At 60.1% G+C, this 14,650-nt stretch carries 11 protein-coding genes and 2 pseudogenes; 5 read left to right on the top strand and 8 right to left on the bottom strand.

Features of this window, described 5'->3' with window-relative positions; translation table 11 throughout:
* Positions 1-82 precede the first annotated feature (82 nt).
* Positions 83-934 (top strand): DMT family transporter, encoded by an 852-nt coding sequence (locus RO009_09040; protein ID MDT3685172.1) that lies wholly within the window; start codon positions 83-85, stop codon positions 932-934.
* A 1-nt stretch (position 935) separates the two neighbouring features.
* Here RO009_09040 and RO009_09035 read toward each other — a convergent pair whose 3' ends face one another.
* Positions 936-1,544, bottom strand: a complete 609-nt coding sequence (locus RO009_09035) for an isoprenylcysteine carboxylmethyltransferase family protein (protein ID MDT3685171.1) — start codon at positions 1,542-1,544, stop codon at positions 936-938.
* Between the two features lie 145 nt (positions 1,545-1,689).
* Here RO009_09035 and RO009_09030 point away from each other — a divergent pair, with 145 nt between their 5' ends.
* Both RO009_09030 and RO009_09025 read left to right on the top strand, forming a co-directional pair.
* Positions 1,690-2,673, top strand: coding sequence for a 2-hydroxyacid dehydrogenase (locus tag RO009_09030; GenBank protein ID MDT3685170.1), 984 nt, complete (start codon positions 1,690-1,692; stop codon positions 2,671-2,673).
* Positions 2,674-2,721: 48 nt separating this feature from the next.
* Positions 2,722-3,402 carry an AprI/Inh family metalloprotease inhibitor gene (locus RO009_09025; protein ID MDT3685169.1) on the top strand — a complete coding sequence of 227 codons (681 nt, stop codon included), beginning with the start codon at positions 2,722-2,724 and terminating at the stop codon, positions 3,400-3,402.
* 20 nt (positions 3,403-3,422) lie between these two features.
* Here the strand turns inward: RO009_09025 and RO009_09020 are convergent, their stop codons facing one another.
* The 6 genes and pseudogenes from RO009_09020 to RO009_08995 form a co-directional block, all read right to left on the bottom strand.
* Entirely contained in the window at positions 3,423-5,255 is a 1,833-nt protein-coding gene (locus RO009_09020) for a glycoside hydrolase family 15 protein (GenBank protein ID MDT3685168.1), read from the bottom strand.
* A gap of 327 nt (positions 5,256-5,582) precedes the next feature.
* Positions 5,583-5,750: pseudogene (locus RO009_09015) on the bottom strand (JAB domain-containing protein).
* Positions 5,751-5,936: 186 nt separating this feature from the next.
* Positions 5,937-6,188, bottom strand: a complete 252-nt coding sequence (locus RO009_09010; GenBank protein ID MDT3685167.1) for a DNA-binding protein — start codon at positions 6,186-6,188, stop codon at positions 5,937-5,939.
* Between the two features lie 483 nt (positions 6,189-6,671).
* The gene (locus RO009_09005) at positions 6,672-8,402 is read right to left on the bottom strand and encodes an SLC13 family permease (protein ID MDT3685166.1); all 1,731 of its coding nucleotides are present in this window, start codon (positions 8,400-8,402) and stop codon (positions 6,672-6,674) included.
* A 326-nt stretch (positions 8,403-8,728) separates the two neighbouring features.
* Entirely contained in the window at positions 8,729-9,928 is a 1,200-nt protein-coding gene (locus RO009_09000) for a PHB depolymerase family esterase (GenBank protein MDT3685165.1), read from the bottom strand.
* 5 nt (positions 9,929-9,933) lie between these two features.
* Positions 9,934-10,353: a CopG family transcriptional regulator gene (locus tag RO009_08995; protein ID MDT3685164.1), complete on the bottom strand. Its 420-nt coding sequence runs from the start codon at positions 10,351-10,353 to the stop codon at positions 9,934-9,936.
* A 203-nt stretch (positions 10,354-10,556) separates the two neighbouring features.
* Between RO009_08995 and RO009_08990 the strand changes: the two are divergent.
* Positions 10,557-10,987: pseudogene (locus RO009_08990) on the top strand (transposase).
* Positions 10,988-12,373: 1,386 nt separating this feature from the next.
* Positions 12,374-13,237 carry a transglutaminase family protein gene (locus tag RO009_08985; GenBank protein ID MDT3685163.1) on the top strand — a complete coding sequence of 288 codons (864 nt, stop codon included), beginning with the start codon at positions 12,374-12,376 and terminating at the stop codon, positions 13,235-13,237.
* Between the two features lie 79 nt (positions 13,238-13,316).
* Here RO009_08985 and nhaA read toward each other — a convergent pair whose 3' ends face one another.
* Complete coding sequence (nhaA, locus tag RO009_08980; GenBank protein ID MDT3685162.1) at positions 13,317-14,630, bottom strand: Na+/H+ antiporter NhaA; 1,314 nt, start codon at positions 14,628-14,630, stop codon at positions 13,317-13,319.
* Positions 14,631-14,650 lie beyond the last annotated feature (20 nt).

The raw sequence follows: 14,650 nt of genomic DNA, 5'->3' as shown, positions 1-14,650 counted from the left end.
TCCTTCGCTAGTTTGCCGCCAGATGACATCCGACCCGCAGCAGCATGCCGAAACCGAAGCCCATAAACGGCGCCGGCATCGGATGACAGGCATTGCCTTGATGTGCGGCGCGGTTGCGAGTTTTGCGGTGCTCGACGCCACCGCGAAGTATCTGAACGGCCACATGGATACCCTGCAGGTCGTATGGGCGCGCTATGCAAGCGCCTTCGTGCTGGCACTGATCATTTCGAACCCCGTTTCGCATCCCGGCCTGCTGCGGACCTCGCGTCCGGTGCTGCAGATCGTGCGCTCGGCGCTGTTGCTGGGATCGACCCTGTTCAATTTTCTGGCCTTCCGCTATCTGCAGCTCGATCAGGCGTTGTCGATCATGTTTTCAACGCCGTTCCTGGTGGCAATCCTGGCCGGCCCGTTTCTGGGCGAATGGATCGGCTGGCGGCGCTGGCTGGCGATTCTGGTCGGCTTTGCCGGTGTGCTGTTGGTGACGCGCCCGGGTTACGGTGGCATCCATTGGGCGGCGCTTTACTCCGTCGCCAGCGCGCTCTGCTATGCGGTCTACATCATCACCACGCGCGTGCTCTCGCGCACCGATTCATCGGAAACGACGCTGTTCTATTCCAATCTGGTCGGTGTGTTCGCCATGATGCCGGTGTTGCCGTTTGTGTGGACCACGCCCGATAGCTGGTGGCTGATTTTCCTGATGGCAGGTTTTGGCGCCTTCGCAAGTTTCGGCCACTATCTTCTGATCGTCGGTCATCGGCTGGCGCCGGCGTCGATCCTTGCACCCTTCATCTACACCCAACTCGCCTGGGCGACGCTGCTCGGCTTCCTGATTTTCGGCGACATCCCGAACAGCTGGACGCTGGCGGGCGCCGCTATCGTCGTGGCCTCGGGATTGTATTTGCTCTACCGCGAGCGCGTCGTGAGAGGCGGTTAGGTTACGGTAGCAGGAAGAGAACGGGGAAAACGCCGGTCTCCTGCAGATATTCAAATCCTTCGGCGGCGGGCACCGCCAGCAGGAACACCAGGGCGTCGGCAAATGTCATGAGCACGCGTGGCGGCCGGATGGTCAGCATCGGCTCGTCTTTCCAGAGCGCCGGATTGGGCAGAAACCGCGGGACGCGCGCCATGTAGTCGCGGTAAGGCGCGCCATAGCGTTCAAGCAGCAGTTTTTCTTCCTGTAACACTACGATGTAGAACACGGCAAAGGCAATCAATCCGCAGATCAGTGCGATGACGACGCTTCCGGTCTGCGCGCCGGCGCCGACGGCGCCGAGAAACGAAAAGAAATAAAGCGGATTTCGCATAGTGGAATATGGCCCGTCCATGACGAGCGCGTCGATCTTGCGGCCGCCGATATAGAGAGAGGCCCAGGTGCGGCCGAGAATGCAGGCGACGATCAGCACAATGCCGATCCATTCAATCATTTCATGAATGGTGCCGTCGCTGGCGTGGCGCGAATTTGTCACGGCAAAAACCAAGACCCCGAGCGCGATCGCGGCGAAAAGCACGATTTTCCGGATTGTCTGGACGGCGGCGATATTCATGGTTTCGATCGGATGATTGAGAGAGCCGATGCGGCTTGTGTCTAGTCGGGACGGGGGCTTACCACAAGGCGTACATATGCTAATCGGTTTTGGGTAAAGACCGACAGTTGCGTCAGGTTTCGCGAACTTTGAGGGAGGACTACGAATGGCTGCAGACAAGGCCGACATCGTGTTGATCGGCGCGTCCAAGCCGGTGATCGTCAACGGACTGTCGCCGCACACGAATCTGCACAAGCTGTTCGAGCAGAAAGACCGTGAAACCTATCTGTCCGAGATCGCGCCGAAGGTGCGCGGTCTGGCCATCGCCTATACCGCCAACAGGGTCGACGGCGCTTTCATGTCGCGTTTTCCCAAGCTGGAGATCGTGTCGAGCTTCGGCGTCGGCTACGATCATGTCGACGCCAGATGGGCGGGCGAGCACGGCATCATCGTCACCAACACACCGGACGTCCTGAACGAGGAAGTCGCCGATACGGCGCTGGGCCTTCTGCTTTGCACCGTGCGCGAGTTCCCGCAGGCGGACCGCTATGTGCGCGCCGGCAAATGGGCGGAAAAAGGCTATCCGCTGAGCAAGGCCACTCTGCGCGACCGCACCGTCGGCATGGTCGGCATGGGCCGTATCGGCAGGGCAATTGCGCGGCGCCTCGACGCTTTCGGCGTGCCGGTGGTCTATCATTCGCGTAATCCGCAGAAGGACGTGAGCTACAAATATTATTCCGATCTCGTCGTGATGGCGCGCGAAGTCAACACGATGATGGTGATCGTGCCAGGCGGCCCCGCCACAAAGAATCTCATCAACAAGCAGGTGTTGGAAGCGCTCGGCCCCGACGGTATCCTGATCAACATGGCGCGCGGTTCGGTGGTGGATGAGCCGGCGCTAATCGAGGCGCTGAAGTCAAAGACAATCATGTCGGCAGGGCTCGACGTGTTCGTCAACGAGCCGCATGTTCCGGCGGAGCTGATCGCGATGGACAATGTGGTTCTGTTTCCGCATCTCGGTTCGGCGTCAGACTATACGCGCCGAGCGATGGATCAGCTCGTGGTGGACAATCTGCTCGCCTGGTTCTCCGGCAAGCCGCCGTTAACGCCGGTGCCGGAAACGCCCTATCCGCCGCAAAAGCGCGGGTGACGGCTTCGCAGGATATGCTAGCGTTCCCGCCCCGCGAGGGGTGTCGGAATGCGTAGAATTTTACCGATTGGTCTGATGGTGCTGTTGCCACTGCAAGCCGCAGCGCAGACGCCGAGCGACGCCGTCAAGGCGATCGTCGGGGGTTGGGAAATCTCCACCGCCGATCGTGAAAAGGCCTGCAACCTCACCTTCAAGACCGACCCGGTGAAAGGCGGCTTCAAAGTCGAATTCGACAAATCCTGCGCCACGGTTTTCCCGTCGACCAAAGATGTCGAGGCGTGGGCACTGGTGAAGGACGATCTGCGGCTGCTCGATGCGCGCGGCCGCACAGTATTTGAATTCACCGAAGTGGAAAGCGGAATGTACGAGGCTGAACGTGCGAACGAAGGTCTCTATTTTCTGCAGAGCCATGCATCGGCCACGCCCCCGACGGCGCGCACCGCCGAAGACATGTTCGGCGACTGGACGGTCGCGCGCGCCGGAAAAACGATTTGCACGCTGTCGCTGACCAATAGCGGCGCCGGCGGCGAAATGAGTTTTACGCTACGGGTTCACGCAGGCTGCGACGACGCGATCGCGCGTCTCAACCCGAATGTGTGGCGCATGGACCGCGGCGAGCTCGTTCTGTCCTCGGCCAATGGCCAAAGCCTGCGCTTTGAGGAATTCGAACCGAACAAATGGCAGCGGGTGCCGGAATCGGCCGGCGGCCTGACCATGAGTCGGAAATAACGTCTCTTGGCGCGAAATGATTACGTAGCCGTCTGAACAGCTGCCTCCGGCATGCGCTCCGCGCGCTGGCGCGCCGGGCCTCGCCGTCTGACCAGATTGTGTGCCGTGTTGATCAGGCCGACATGGGAAAAGGCCTGCGGAAAATTGCCGGTCATGCGTTTGCGAACGGTATCGTACTCTTCCGCCAGCAGCCCGAGCTCGTTTCGCAGCGAGAGCAGCCGTTCAAAAAGTTCGACTGCAGCTTCATAACGGCCACTCAGGACGTAGGCATCGGCGAGCCAGAAGCTGCAGGCGAGAAAGGGTCCTTCGCTTCCGTCAACGCCGTCATCAACCTCGTCGGTCGCATAGCGCAGCACAAGCCCGTTATGCAGCAGGTCCTGTTCTACTGCCCTGATCGTGCCGATGATGCGCGGATCATCCGGCTTCAAGAATCCGACTTGCGGTAGCAGGAGCAGGCTCGCATCGACGGCTGTGCTTCCGTAATATTGCGTGAAACTGTTGCGGGACGCGTTGAAGCCTTTTTCGCACACCTCTGCGTGGATCCTATCACGCAGCGCGCGCCAATGATCGATTGGTCCCGACAATCCGAACTGTTCCGCGATTTGGCTTGCGCGATCGAATGCGGTCCAGCACATCACGCGCGAATGGGTGAAATCACGCTTCGGACCGCGCATTTCCCAGATGCCGTGATCGGGCGTCTGCCAGATTCCTTCCAGGTGCTGCAGCGTCACCAATTCGAATTGTCCGGTATCGATTGGACCGAGGCCGGCCTGGCGTGCCGCATACAGCGTCTCGGCGACTTCACCATAAATATCGAGCTGAATTTGATCGGAGGCGGCATTGCCGACGCGTATCGGCCGGCTGTTTTCGTAGCCGGGCAACCAGGGGATCTCGTTCTCCGGCAGCCAATGCTCTCCGGAAATGCCGTACATGATGCGCAACTGCTTGGGGTGGCCGGCCGTCGCGCGCAAAACCCATTGCCGCCACGACTCCGCTTCCGAACGGTAGCCGGAATTGACCAATGCGTAGAGCGTCAATGCCGAATCGCGCAGCCAGCAATAGCGGTAGTCCCAGTTGCGCGAACCGCCGATTGCTTCCGGCAGCGATGTGGTCGGGGCGGCAACGATGCCGCCGGTCGGCTCAAAGGTTAGCAGCTTGAGCGTGATCAGCGAGCGTGTGACCGCGTCATGCCAGCGCGGCTCTTCATCCGGAAATGTGGAGCGGCCGCTCCATTCCCGCCACCAGGCCACCGTGCGCGCCAAGCTTTCGCTTCGATCCGGCACAAAATGCGGGTCCTTGTGCGATGGATGATAGGAGAGAGTAAAAGGGACGGTGTCGCCCTCGCGCAGGGTGAATTCCGCCATGGTTTTCATGTTGCGGCCGACCAGCGGCACCGGGGTGTGCAGCTCGACCGCATCGGGTCCTGCAACCGCGCTCAGTCCGTAGTCGCGCCGTCTGACCCAGGGAATGATCTGCCCGTAGTTGAATCGCAACGTCAGATCCATCTGCATGACGACTTCGCCGCGGGCGCAGCGCACCATGCGCACCAGATCGACGCGTTGTTCGTCATGTGTCAGCGGCATGAAATCGGTCAGGGTGACGGCCCCGTCCGGACCTTCGAAATGCGTCTCCAGCACCGCCGTCCCTGGCAGATAGCATTGGGTTGCCCGATAGGACGCATCCTGTGGTGCGATGAGCCAGCGTCCGTTGTCGGGCGTTCCCAGCAGCGCTGCAAAACACGCCGGGGAATCGAACCGGGGCAGGCACAGCCAGTCGATGGAGCCGTCGGCCCCGACCAGGGCCGCGGAAATCATGTTGCCGATCAACCCATATTGCTCCAGCGGCTCCGACATCGCTCCTCCCTCGCTTTCGCTCTAGCCACCGCTCATGAAATTGGCATAGTCGGTCATGCCGCCGTGGACAAATACGGTAGTACCGGTCATGTAACCGGCGACGTCGCGGCGCCAGGACCCGAATTTCCACCAGTCACCAGAACCCGTTTGCCGTGAAGGCCGATCTGCACGATCCCTCCCTTCGGATTGCTCAATCCGGTGCGCCGCTGCTCACACTATAGGGGTGGCGACCAGCCTGGAAAGTACCCCAAGCGACGCAGCAGCATTTGCAGCGCGGCAACGGATGTCATTGGTAGAGTGCTGTCTGGTCGCTGATAGGGTCAATTGTCAGATCAGCTTCATCCCTTTGAAGCTCGTATGCCCCTCCTTGCCGACAATGATATGATCGTGCACCTCGATGCCGAGCGGGCGCGCGATATCGATGATGGATTGCGTCATCTGGATATCGGCGCGCGAGGGCGTCGGGTCGCCGGAAGGATGGTTGTGCAGCAGTATTCCCTCGGAAGATATCGCATTGAACCAAAAGGAATTCTTGCTAAGTCGAGAAATCGCTGGGGTATGGGTTTGGGGCCGGTAGTCTGTGATCCAACGTGTTCTTCATCCTCGACAACGTCTAGTCATTCTGAGGATGCGGTGAACACGTTGGGTCACCAACAACTCTACACCATTCGAGCGAAATGCTCAAAAGCTGGATGCTTCGAGCTCTGTAATGGCTGACTGGTTCGTTCGAAAGGTTTGTGATCGTCGGCAAACGACCAGGTTCGATTGATCCCAGCGATCGAGCTCCTCGATCGGATAAAGAGGCACTCTGCCGATCTTGATGAATGACGGTCCGACTCGCAGAGATCGCCAGTTGCGGAACGTGCCTTCGCTGATTTGGCCACGGTATCGCTCTATAACTTCATCAATCGTCAGGTAGGCGGGACTCGACACGGACGCTCCTTGTAGCTGCAATCGTGCAACAGCTTGTTGCACGATTGGGTTGATCATCACGAAGAATAGGAGCCCCGGGTCATCGCGGAAAAGGAAGACAGCCCAGCCAGCTTGGCAGCCGGCTAAGCTGGGTGGGCTGATATGCTACCTGGGCGACGTCTTTCGACGCATCACGCCGGCTCTGATATTTCCAAATAGGCGAATCACTCGGACCGTCGGCCGTGCTTGCACTGTAGGCCAACCAGTAGTCACAAAGAGTATCAGGCCCTTAGTGATGCATCGCTCGGCAAACGATGCCCGTTATCCACACGCCAGACATCGCGGTCGTATGCGGCAGACACAATATCCGGCTTCATCCAGGGCCTGCTCGACGGGGCGGAGTTCAGGCAGACTGCCTACGGGGTCGATCGCGACTTGTCAGAAGCGCCGCTTGCCAGTTTCTCAGAAAAGCTGCGGCGAACCACGCTTATCGATCAGAACCGTTCACAATGGCCAGACCAACGTGATCAGTGGGACGGCCAACACGATAACGATAACGGAGAGCGGTAGGCCTAACTTCCAATAGTCACCGAACCGATAGCCGCCCGGCCCCATTACGAGCGTGTTGCACTGGTGCCCAATCGGCGTCAGGAAATCACATGCCGCTCCAATGGCTACCGCCATCAGGAACGGATCAGGATTAAGGTCAAGATTTCTGGCTACGCCGACCGCGATCGGCGCCATGATGAGGACTGTGGCAGCATTGTTAAGGAAGGGCGTCATCGCCATGGTAGCGACGAGTACAAGCGCCACCGTGCCGGTCGCCGAGAGTTCTCCCGCCACGGCCGAGAGCGCGCCCGCCGCGATGCCTGCCGCGCCGGTGCTGCTGACGGCATCGCTAATCGGGATGAGGCAAGCTAGGAGGACCAGGATCGGAGGGTCGAGCGCGCGGTATGCTTCGCCGAGCGTGAGTACATGTAAAAGCACGATCAAAACCGCTGCACCGAAAAAGGCCGCCGTAACGGGAACGAGCTTTGCCGCGATGAGGACGATCGCGATCGCGAGGATCACGAGTGGCAGATAATCTCTACGGGAGGAACCAAAGCCCGTTGCCCGGTCTGTCAAGGGAAGGCAGCCAAGATCCCTTAGGATGTCCGGTGTGCCCACGGTGCTTCCCTGCAGGATGACGACGTCGCCGACCCTGAAAGGCGTCCGGTCCAACCGGGCGTTGCCTGCTTGCCCGGGGCGGCTAATACCAAGCAGATTTACCCCAAATCGGTCGCGCAGCCGCAGGTCTGAAGGCGTGCGGCCAACAAGCTGCGAGTCGGCCATAACAACAGCCTCCACGACGCTGATCTGCGCGGGAGCGAGCGTCTCGTCGGGCGTCTTTGCCGTGCCGACCACATCGAGCCGCGCCTCCTGCGCGAGCTCCCGCACCGCATGGGCATCGCCCTGCAAGACGAGCACGTCATCCGCAAAAATCCACCAGTGGCCGGAAGGGATATAGCGACGCCCGCCCTCCCGGATGATCGCCGTAACGCTCACCTCACCGTCGCCAAGAGCTTCGAGCGACTCCACCGTCTTGTCGACAAACGGGGAAGATGCGGGGACTGATGCTTCGATGATATAGGCGTCAACCTGGAAAGCGTCCTGCGCTGAAGCCTGTGCACCCCGGCTTGCTGGCAGGAGGCGCCAGCCAAAGGCCAGAAAACCGAGACCTGCGACAAGAATGCCGAGCCCGACCGGGGCGAAGTCGAACATCTCGAACGGCTTACCAAGAACCTCCTGGCGGATCCGAGAAACCAGTATATTGGGCGAGGTTCCGACGAGAGTGACGACGCCGCCGATCAACGAGGCGAAGGCCATCGGCATCAGCAGTGTCGACGCAGACGTGCCGCTCCGACGCGCGATTTGCAGAGCGACGGGAAGAAAGATCGCGAGCGCACCGATGTTCTTCATGAATGATGAGAGCAGAGCGACGGAGGTTGCGAGAACAAAGACCTGGGTGCCGGGCGTCCTCATGTAGGGCTCCCCCCTCCTGATCAGGCGCGCGATGACGCCCGATTTGCTTACGCCCGCGCTAATGATGAGCGCGGAAGCGACGATGATGACGACTTGGTCGCCGAAACCTCCGAAGGCTTTGTCGACGGGCACTATCCCGGTGCCCACGGCGGCGAGGAGGCCCAACAGTGCCGCCAAGTCGTAGCGGATTTTCTCCGAGATGAAGAGGACCATCAGCCCAGCGATGACCGCGAAGACAATAACCTGATCGATGGTCAAGCAGCACCTGGCAAAGGTTGCAGCCGCGCGCGTAGCTGCGGGACAAGGAACGCAATGTCGTAATCTACAGCGCTTCAGGAGAGTTCCGGCGGAAAGTCGCGCCGCTATGGAGCCAAACGACCGGACGTGCTCCGGTGCCGCAAGCTCCGGCTGCGCAATTCACTAGGTCGTGTACTCATAACGGCGGAGCCGTATGACGCTCGTTTGATGTCCTTGTCCCCCAACAGCGGCGCAAAACCGGACATCGCCAAACTTCTGACAAGGCCACGATCGGACGAAATCTAGCCCCGCTGCAGTGATAGCGAATGCACTAGGAAGAAGCGCATCATTTCCCTCGTTGCGTCTGGCCCACGCGGATCGGTGTAGGACCCTGCAGGGCTGCCTCCCGACCATGCGTGTCCAGCTCCGTGGATATTCCAGTGCTCAAAGATGCCACGCCCAGCCGCGTCGGCATGGATCGTGCGGGTATAGGCGTGCCCCCCCGGTACTTGCCCGCGATGCACCTTCTTTTGCGTGCCCGTCGCTCTCAGGACCAGCTTACGAATTTGATCGACATTGTTGGGATGGACCGTCGTGTCGCGATCGCCGTGAAAAACAATAGTCGGGACAGGAAGCCGGTCACCGGGAATGACCATGTCATCGGACCTGCCGCCTTGCCGCATGGCGACAAACGCGGAGGGGAGATCAATGGCGGCCCCGCAGGCGAGGCCGGAATGCACACCAATTGCCGCGTACAGATCGTTGTGCGTTGCTCCCATGATGGCGGCAGCGGCGCCTCCGGCCGACAGTCCACCAACGTAGACTCGCTTTGGATCAACCGAATAGTCGCGCATGATCTGGCGCGTGATACCCGCGATCAGCGAAGGCTCGCCGCTGTCCCGCTGCTGGTCGGCCGTACGAAACCAGTTCCAGCATTTCGCGTGGTTGGCGTCGCTGCGCTGTGCAGGATAGACCACGAAGCATGTCTGCTCTTCTGCGATGAAATTCATCCTTGTGCCGGCCGCGAAATCGTCCGGCGACTGGGTGCAGCCGTGCAGCATGACGACCAAGGGAAGTGGTTGCCCCTTCTGATAATGGCTGGGGATGAAGAGCCTGTAGGCACGGCTTCCCGCCGCGTTACTATAGGTCCCTTCGATGAACCTTGCGCCCTCGGGCACGATGTCGCGTATGGACGGCGGGGCGCGCTTGACCCCATCCCGCAAAGAGAATCCCGGGCGCATCTGCGCGCGGTCGAGCAGCGGGCGAAGCACGGACGGCTGGGCGGGTGTGGCCCGCCCGAGGTGCGGACTATCCGGCCCATCGAAAGGATCGGCCTTCGCGTCAATGGTTGGCGGCTCGCGTTCTAGAAGAGCGGTGCGCCCGCTCGTACGCGGTGGCGTGCTCTCACCGCGCAGCATGCGCTGAAGGAGCGCCGTGGCCTCGGCGAGTTGGCCCTCGCGCGTGAGGCGTGTGGCTTCGCGAATTGCGTCTTGGTTGAGCATCGTCTTCACCTCATCCTGTCGGCGAGAGCGGCCTTTACCAGGGGACTGGCGTGCAATGCTCCCAGCACCGAGACCGAGGCAATGGTCGCGCGAGCGAGTTCGGGCGTGACATCGTGGCCGATGCTTGCAAGCCCCAGAACATTGATGTGCAACATCTCACCGGCTCGCCGCGCCGCTTCGAGTTGCTCGCGGCTGTAATCCCGCAGGCCGAGGTCCAGACTTTTCCGGGCGTAGGATTGCTTGACGACGTCGGCGTGACGTTCGAGCTGGTTGCGGATCGCCGTCCGAATGAAATCGGTCCGGTTCGAGTAGAACCCTTCCTGCACCATAAGATCGACGTGACCCAAGTCGACATAACCCAGATTGATCGTAATTTTTTCGGTCTCGGGGGGCTTCGACCGGAGTTCGCGGACATTGTCGGGCATAGCGCTTCCATCCAATAACCATCTGGTTGGATGGTATATGGATGTCAGGAGGCGACTTTCAAGGCCACTTGGGTCACGGACAAAACTCAATGGGAGCATAACCAGTCCGCTTCGGGCGCATCGGGACCAAAGCGTTCCTTGGCCGCGGATGTTGAGCCCGCCTGCCGAACGGTGATTCAAGCCCCAACCGAAGGGGCCAAATCATGCGCTACGCACTCACCGACGAGGAACGGACTGGCATCAGGCCGTTGCTGCCAATAAACCGCGCGGAGTGCCGCGGGAGAACGACCGTCCCGTCCTCAATGGCATCTTCTAGGTCTCTTGCGATCTGGGGCACCGTGGCGTGATCTGCCGGTCAACTTCGGTCCGCGCACCACTTGTTACAATCGCTTCGTTCGCTGGCGGCGAGCCGGCGTGTGGGCGAGTAGCCCACCAATAAACGAAGCGCACCGATGCGCTATGCTTCGGTCTGCTTCTCTACCCTGCGCGCAATCTGGTTGAACGGTTCTTCAACAAGATCAAGCAGCGTCGTCGAGTCGCGACGCGCTACGACTATCTCGCTGCGAACTACCTCGCCGTTATTCAACTGGCGTCAATGCCGCTATCGCTGCGCGTTAATGAGTCCACGGCCTAGTTCCGGATACGCTTGTACTCGTCGATCACCGCAAGCACCGCGCGATACACATCGTCGGTAGGGTGCTGGGTACAATGATGGTCGACCAACTCAGTGATTTGCTGGGTACTGCTACCGGAGGAGACGTCGCGCTCGGGACGTGGCCCGTACTGGTGGAACGCCGTAATGAAGCCGAGAATCCAAGCGACGCGGGCAGAGGCTTCACTACTATTGCGATCGGAACTCCATGTCCTGCAGGACACGTTGCCTTGCCCCAGTACCGCTTGCTGCGGCCGCGACCTGCACTGTGGGAACGATGATCAAACCCGCTGCCATGAAGGCACACACAACTTTCACCGGCTTCCTCCATTGAGCAGACGCGTCGAGCCTCGGAGCGGTCGAGCCGGCCCCGCTGGCCTAAGTTAGCGCCGCGAGTAATTTGATCTGTGCAAAATTGACCAGTGCACCCACGTATACTCTCGCCAGCGCTCACTCCAAGAACGCGCGGCCCGAAAGCTGACGCTCCCGCCATCGACGCATCGCCGTCGCAGTTTCCAAGAACGAAAGCCGGTGGCGAGGGGAATGACTGCCCTCAGCTAGCGGGCGCGCGCGAGGGGCGAACCTCTGAGTCGTTTCAACATGGCGAGCGCTGGAGATTTGTTTTCATTGAAAGCGCCACCAGGTGGAATCGCCCTGATCTCGTCCTCGAACATCATCGTCAGAAGTTGATGTTTGATTGCTATGGTTGAGGGGAGCTTGATCTTGCTTCCGAAGCGTTGGCCTCGCATAGGGGCCTCCTCGACTAGTGGCTGATGTGAGGGAGTTCTGGGCCACTCGTAATGAACATATGGTGATGACGGCGTCGCTTTGCTATCCACAGAAGTGCAGTCATCGCATGGTGGTCCACCAGAGTCAGCGAAGATTTGTTCTGCATGATAGGGCTGGCGACCGGTAGAAATCAGCACGGTCTCACATGCTGACCTGCGCCCACCAGACCGGTTCCAAAATCGACGGTTTGTTCCATCCAAGGTGGCGGCCCGAGAGGGCAAAGTAGACGCCCTGGTCTAACTACGATGCCGACTCTCCCGTTCAAAAAGCAGCGACGGATAAGTCCAATCGTGTCCAAGCTCTTCATCCCCGGGCCATCTCCTTCATCAATGACGAACAACCTGCGATCGTGGCAAATGAAGGGGTCAAATTGGGAAGCCAACCGCCCGTTCTTGGGGTCAATCTCGCAGGCCGGATGATCGCCATGCAGGGCAATATGCCGTGATATGGTTGCGATCCGCTCCGAAAGCATCGGCGGCCATAGAACGATCAGACATGCTCATTGAGCGGTTGTGGGCGGCGACTGCAGGCTTGCCCGTGCAAAGGAAAACGGAGCGGTACCCCGGTTGAAAGAGAATTATGATCAAGTTCAGAATCAGCCACAGGACAACCTATCGCTATGGCAAGCTCGTTAGCCTGCGCCCGCATCGCCTCATGCTTCGGCCGCGGGAGAGCGGCGAACTCCGTCTGCTGTCAATGGAACTGAGTGTGAAACCACATGCGTTCGTGACCTGGGCGCAGGACGTTGCAGGCAACATGGTCGCGACAGCCACATTCCAGAGCATGGCCGAGAGGCTGATCATCGATAGCGTTGCCGAATTGGAGCTCGATGCCGTTGCATGGCCGGTTTTCGATGTCGCGGCGTCTGCGATCTTCTATCCATTTCGATACAGCGACGATGAATGGACGGACCTTGGGGCTCTGGCAATTCCGCAGCATCCCGATCCGATGAGACGATTGCGAGAATGGGTTCAAGCCTTTGTCCGCAGCAATCCGACCGACACGCTTTCACTTCTCAAGGATATCAATGCCGGCATCCTGGCATGGGTCTCCTACCAGGGTCGCGAGGAGGAGGGCACGCAGTCACCCGTGCAGACTCTGGAGCGCGGATGGGGTTCCTGCCGCGACCTCGCGGTCCTCTTCATCGAGGCGGTTCGGACGCTCGGATTCGGAGCGAGGATCGTGTCGGGCTATCTCCACAATCCGGCTCAGGACATCGTCGGATCCGACGGGGCAGGCACAACCCATGCCTGGGCGGAAGTCTATCTGTCGGGCGCGGGCTGGATCACCTTCGATCCGACGAACCGCAGCGTCGGCGGTGTCAATCTCATTCCCGTTGCAGTGGGGCGAGACATCCGGCAGGTGACCCCCGTAGCCGGCAGCTTCGTGGGGATGAGCGACGCCTTCCTTGGCATGTCGGTCGAGGTTCGTGTCGTTTCATAGATGCATCACGCGACGTTCCGCCGATCACAGCAAGAGTCACAATCGCCCTAAGTCCGACGCTGAGGCAATTCGACGCGCCTTATTGCCTGCGAGAGGACGTTAGCCAGATCAACGCCAGGAATCCCGCTGCGGCCGAGATGACCGAGGCGACCATGACGCCGAGTTTGACCGAGTTCAGAAGGGCCGAATCGAAAGCCAGTTCGGCAATGAATAGCGCCATCGTAAAACCGATGCCGGTCAGCAATCCTCCTGCTGCCAGCAGACCCCACGACAACTCGCTCGGACGAATGACGAGGCGCGATTTCACAGCAAGGAAGCTGAAGAGGATCACGCCAACCGGCTTGCCTGCAACGAAAGCGGCGAAGATTGCAGTCGTAAGCGTAGGGTCGAATTTTGCGGCGATCATTGGGACCCCCGCATTGGCCAAGGCAAAAAGAGGCAAGATGCCAAATGCGACCCAAGGATGGAGCGCAATCTCAAGGCGCTCGATCGGGGACAGCGCCTCGCGCGTTGCGATGCCCGCCTTGTTGAGATCATCGCGAGCGGCTGTGTCGTTGCTCCAATGGTCACCAGGCGGATAGGCAACGACCCGATCAAGAATAGCATGGAGACGCCTGTCGCTCACCCAGCTCCGCGCCGGCGTCATCAATCCGAGGATGACCCCCGTCAGGGTCGCGTGGATGCCGGAAGCATCGAACGCGAGCCAGATAACGCCGCCCATAGCGAAATAGACTGGGATGCTGCGCACGCCCAAGCGTGCGATCGCGGCCACGGCGACCAATCCTGCTCCCGCCGCGCCGAGAGCCAGCCAGTTCAAGGCGCCGCCATAGCCGACCGCCACGACCAGGATGGCACCGACATCATCGAAGATCGCGAGCGAGAGCAGGAACAGCCGCAAACTCTCCGGAATGCGCGAACCGAGAACCGCCAGGCAGCCGATCACGAAGGCCGTGTCGGTTGACATCACGGTGCCCCAGCCGCTTGCTCCAGGGCCACCGCCTACGATCAGTAGGAATACGCTGACTGGCACGACCATCCCGCCGATCGCTGCGGCGACAGGCAATAAGGCCGCTCGGGGATCGCGCAGTTCGCCCAGCACCAGTTCACGTTTCAGCTCGAGCGCAATGACGAAAAAGAAGAGCGTCATCAACCCATCGTTGATCCAATGCTTCAGCGATCGCGATATCTCCAGGCCGCCAAGATTGATCCCGGCGTGGATATCCCACAGGGCGAGAAACGAAGACGACCACGACGAGTTGGCGAGCGTGAGCGCCACGAGGGTGCTCAGCAACAGAACGGCGCCGGCCATGGCCTCGATGCGAAGGAAAAGCATGAATGGCTTGGTCAGCCGATCGGCAGGCACTTTCGGGAGTCGGGAGAGACTCTCGTTCATTTCAAATGCCCTTTGCTTGT

Origin of the sequence: Pseudorhodoplanes sp., from assembly GCA_032027085.1 — a bacterium.
Taxonomy (GTDB): Bacteria; Pseudomonadota; Alphaproteobacteria; order Rhizobiales; family Xanthobacteraceae; genus Pseudorhodoplanes.
Note: the sequence above shows the minus strand (reverse complement) of the source record. Positions and strands in the feature narration are given on the sequence as shown.

Excerpts from the sequence above, each read along its gene's own strand:
- RO009_09040 (MDT3685172.1), top strand. The coding sequence starts at position 83 with ATGACAGGCATTGCCTTGATGTGCGGCGCGGTTGCGAGTTTTGCGGTG.
- RO009_09035 (MDT3685171.1), bottom strand. The coding sequence starts at position 1,544 with ATGAATATCGCCGCCGTCCAGACAATCCGGAAAATCGTGCTTTTCGCC.
- RO009_09030 (MDT3685170.1), top strand. The coding sequence starts at position 1,690 with ATGGCTGCAGACAAGGCCGACATCGTGTTGATCGGCGCGTCCAAGCCG.
- RO009_09025 (MDT3685169.1), top strand. The coding sequence starts at position 2,722 with ATGCGTAGAATTTTACCGATTGGTCTGATGGTGCTGTTGCCACTGCAA.
- RO009_09020 (MDT3685168.1), bottom strand. The coding sequence starts at position 5,255 with ATGTCGGAGCCGCTGGAGCAATATGGGTTGATCGGCAACATGATTTCC.
- RO009_09005 (MDT3685166.1), bottom strand. The coding sequence starts at position 8,402 with ATGGTCCTCTTCATCTCGGAGAAAATCCGCTACGACTTGGCGGCACTG.
- RO009_09000 (MDT3685165.1), bottom strand. The coding sequence starts at position 9,928 with ATGCTCAACCAAGACGCAATTCGCGAAGCCACACGCCTCACGCGCGAG.
- RO009_08995 (MDT3685164.1), bottom strand. The coding sequence starts at position 10,353 with ATGCCCGACAATGTCCGCGAACTCCGGTCGAAGCCCCCCGAGACCGAA.
- RO009_08985 (MDT3685163.1), top strand. The coding sequence starts at position 12,374 with ATGATCAAGTTCAGAATCAGCCACAGGACAACCTATCGCTATGGCAAG.
- nhaA (MDT3685162.1), bottom strand. The coding sequence starts at position 14,630 with ATGAACGAGAGTCTCTCCCGACTCCCGAAAGTGCCTGCCGATCGGCTG.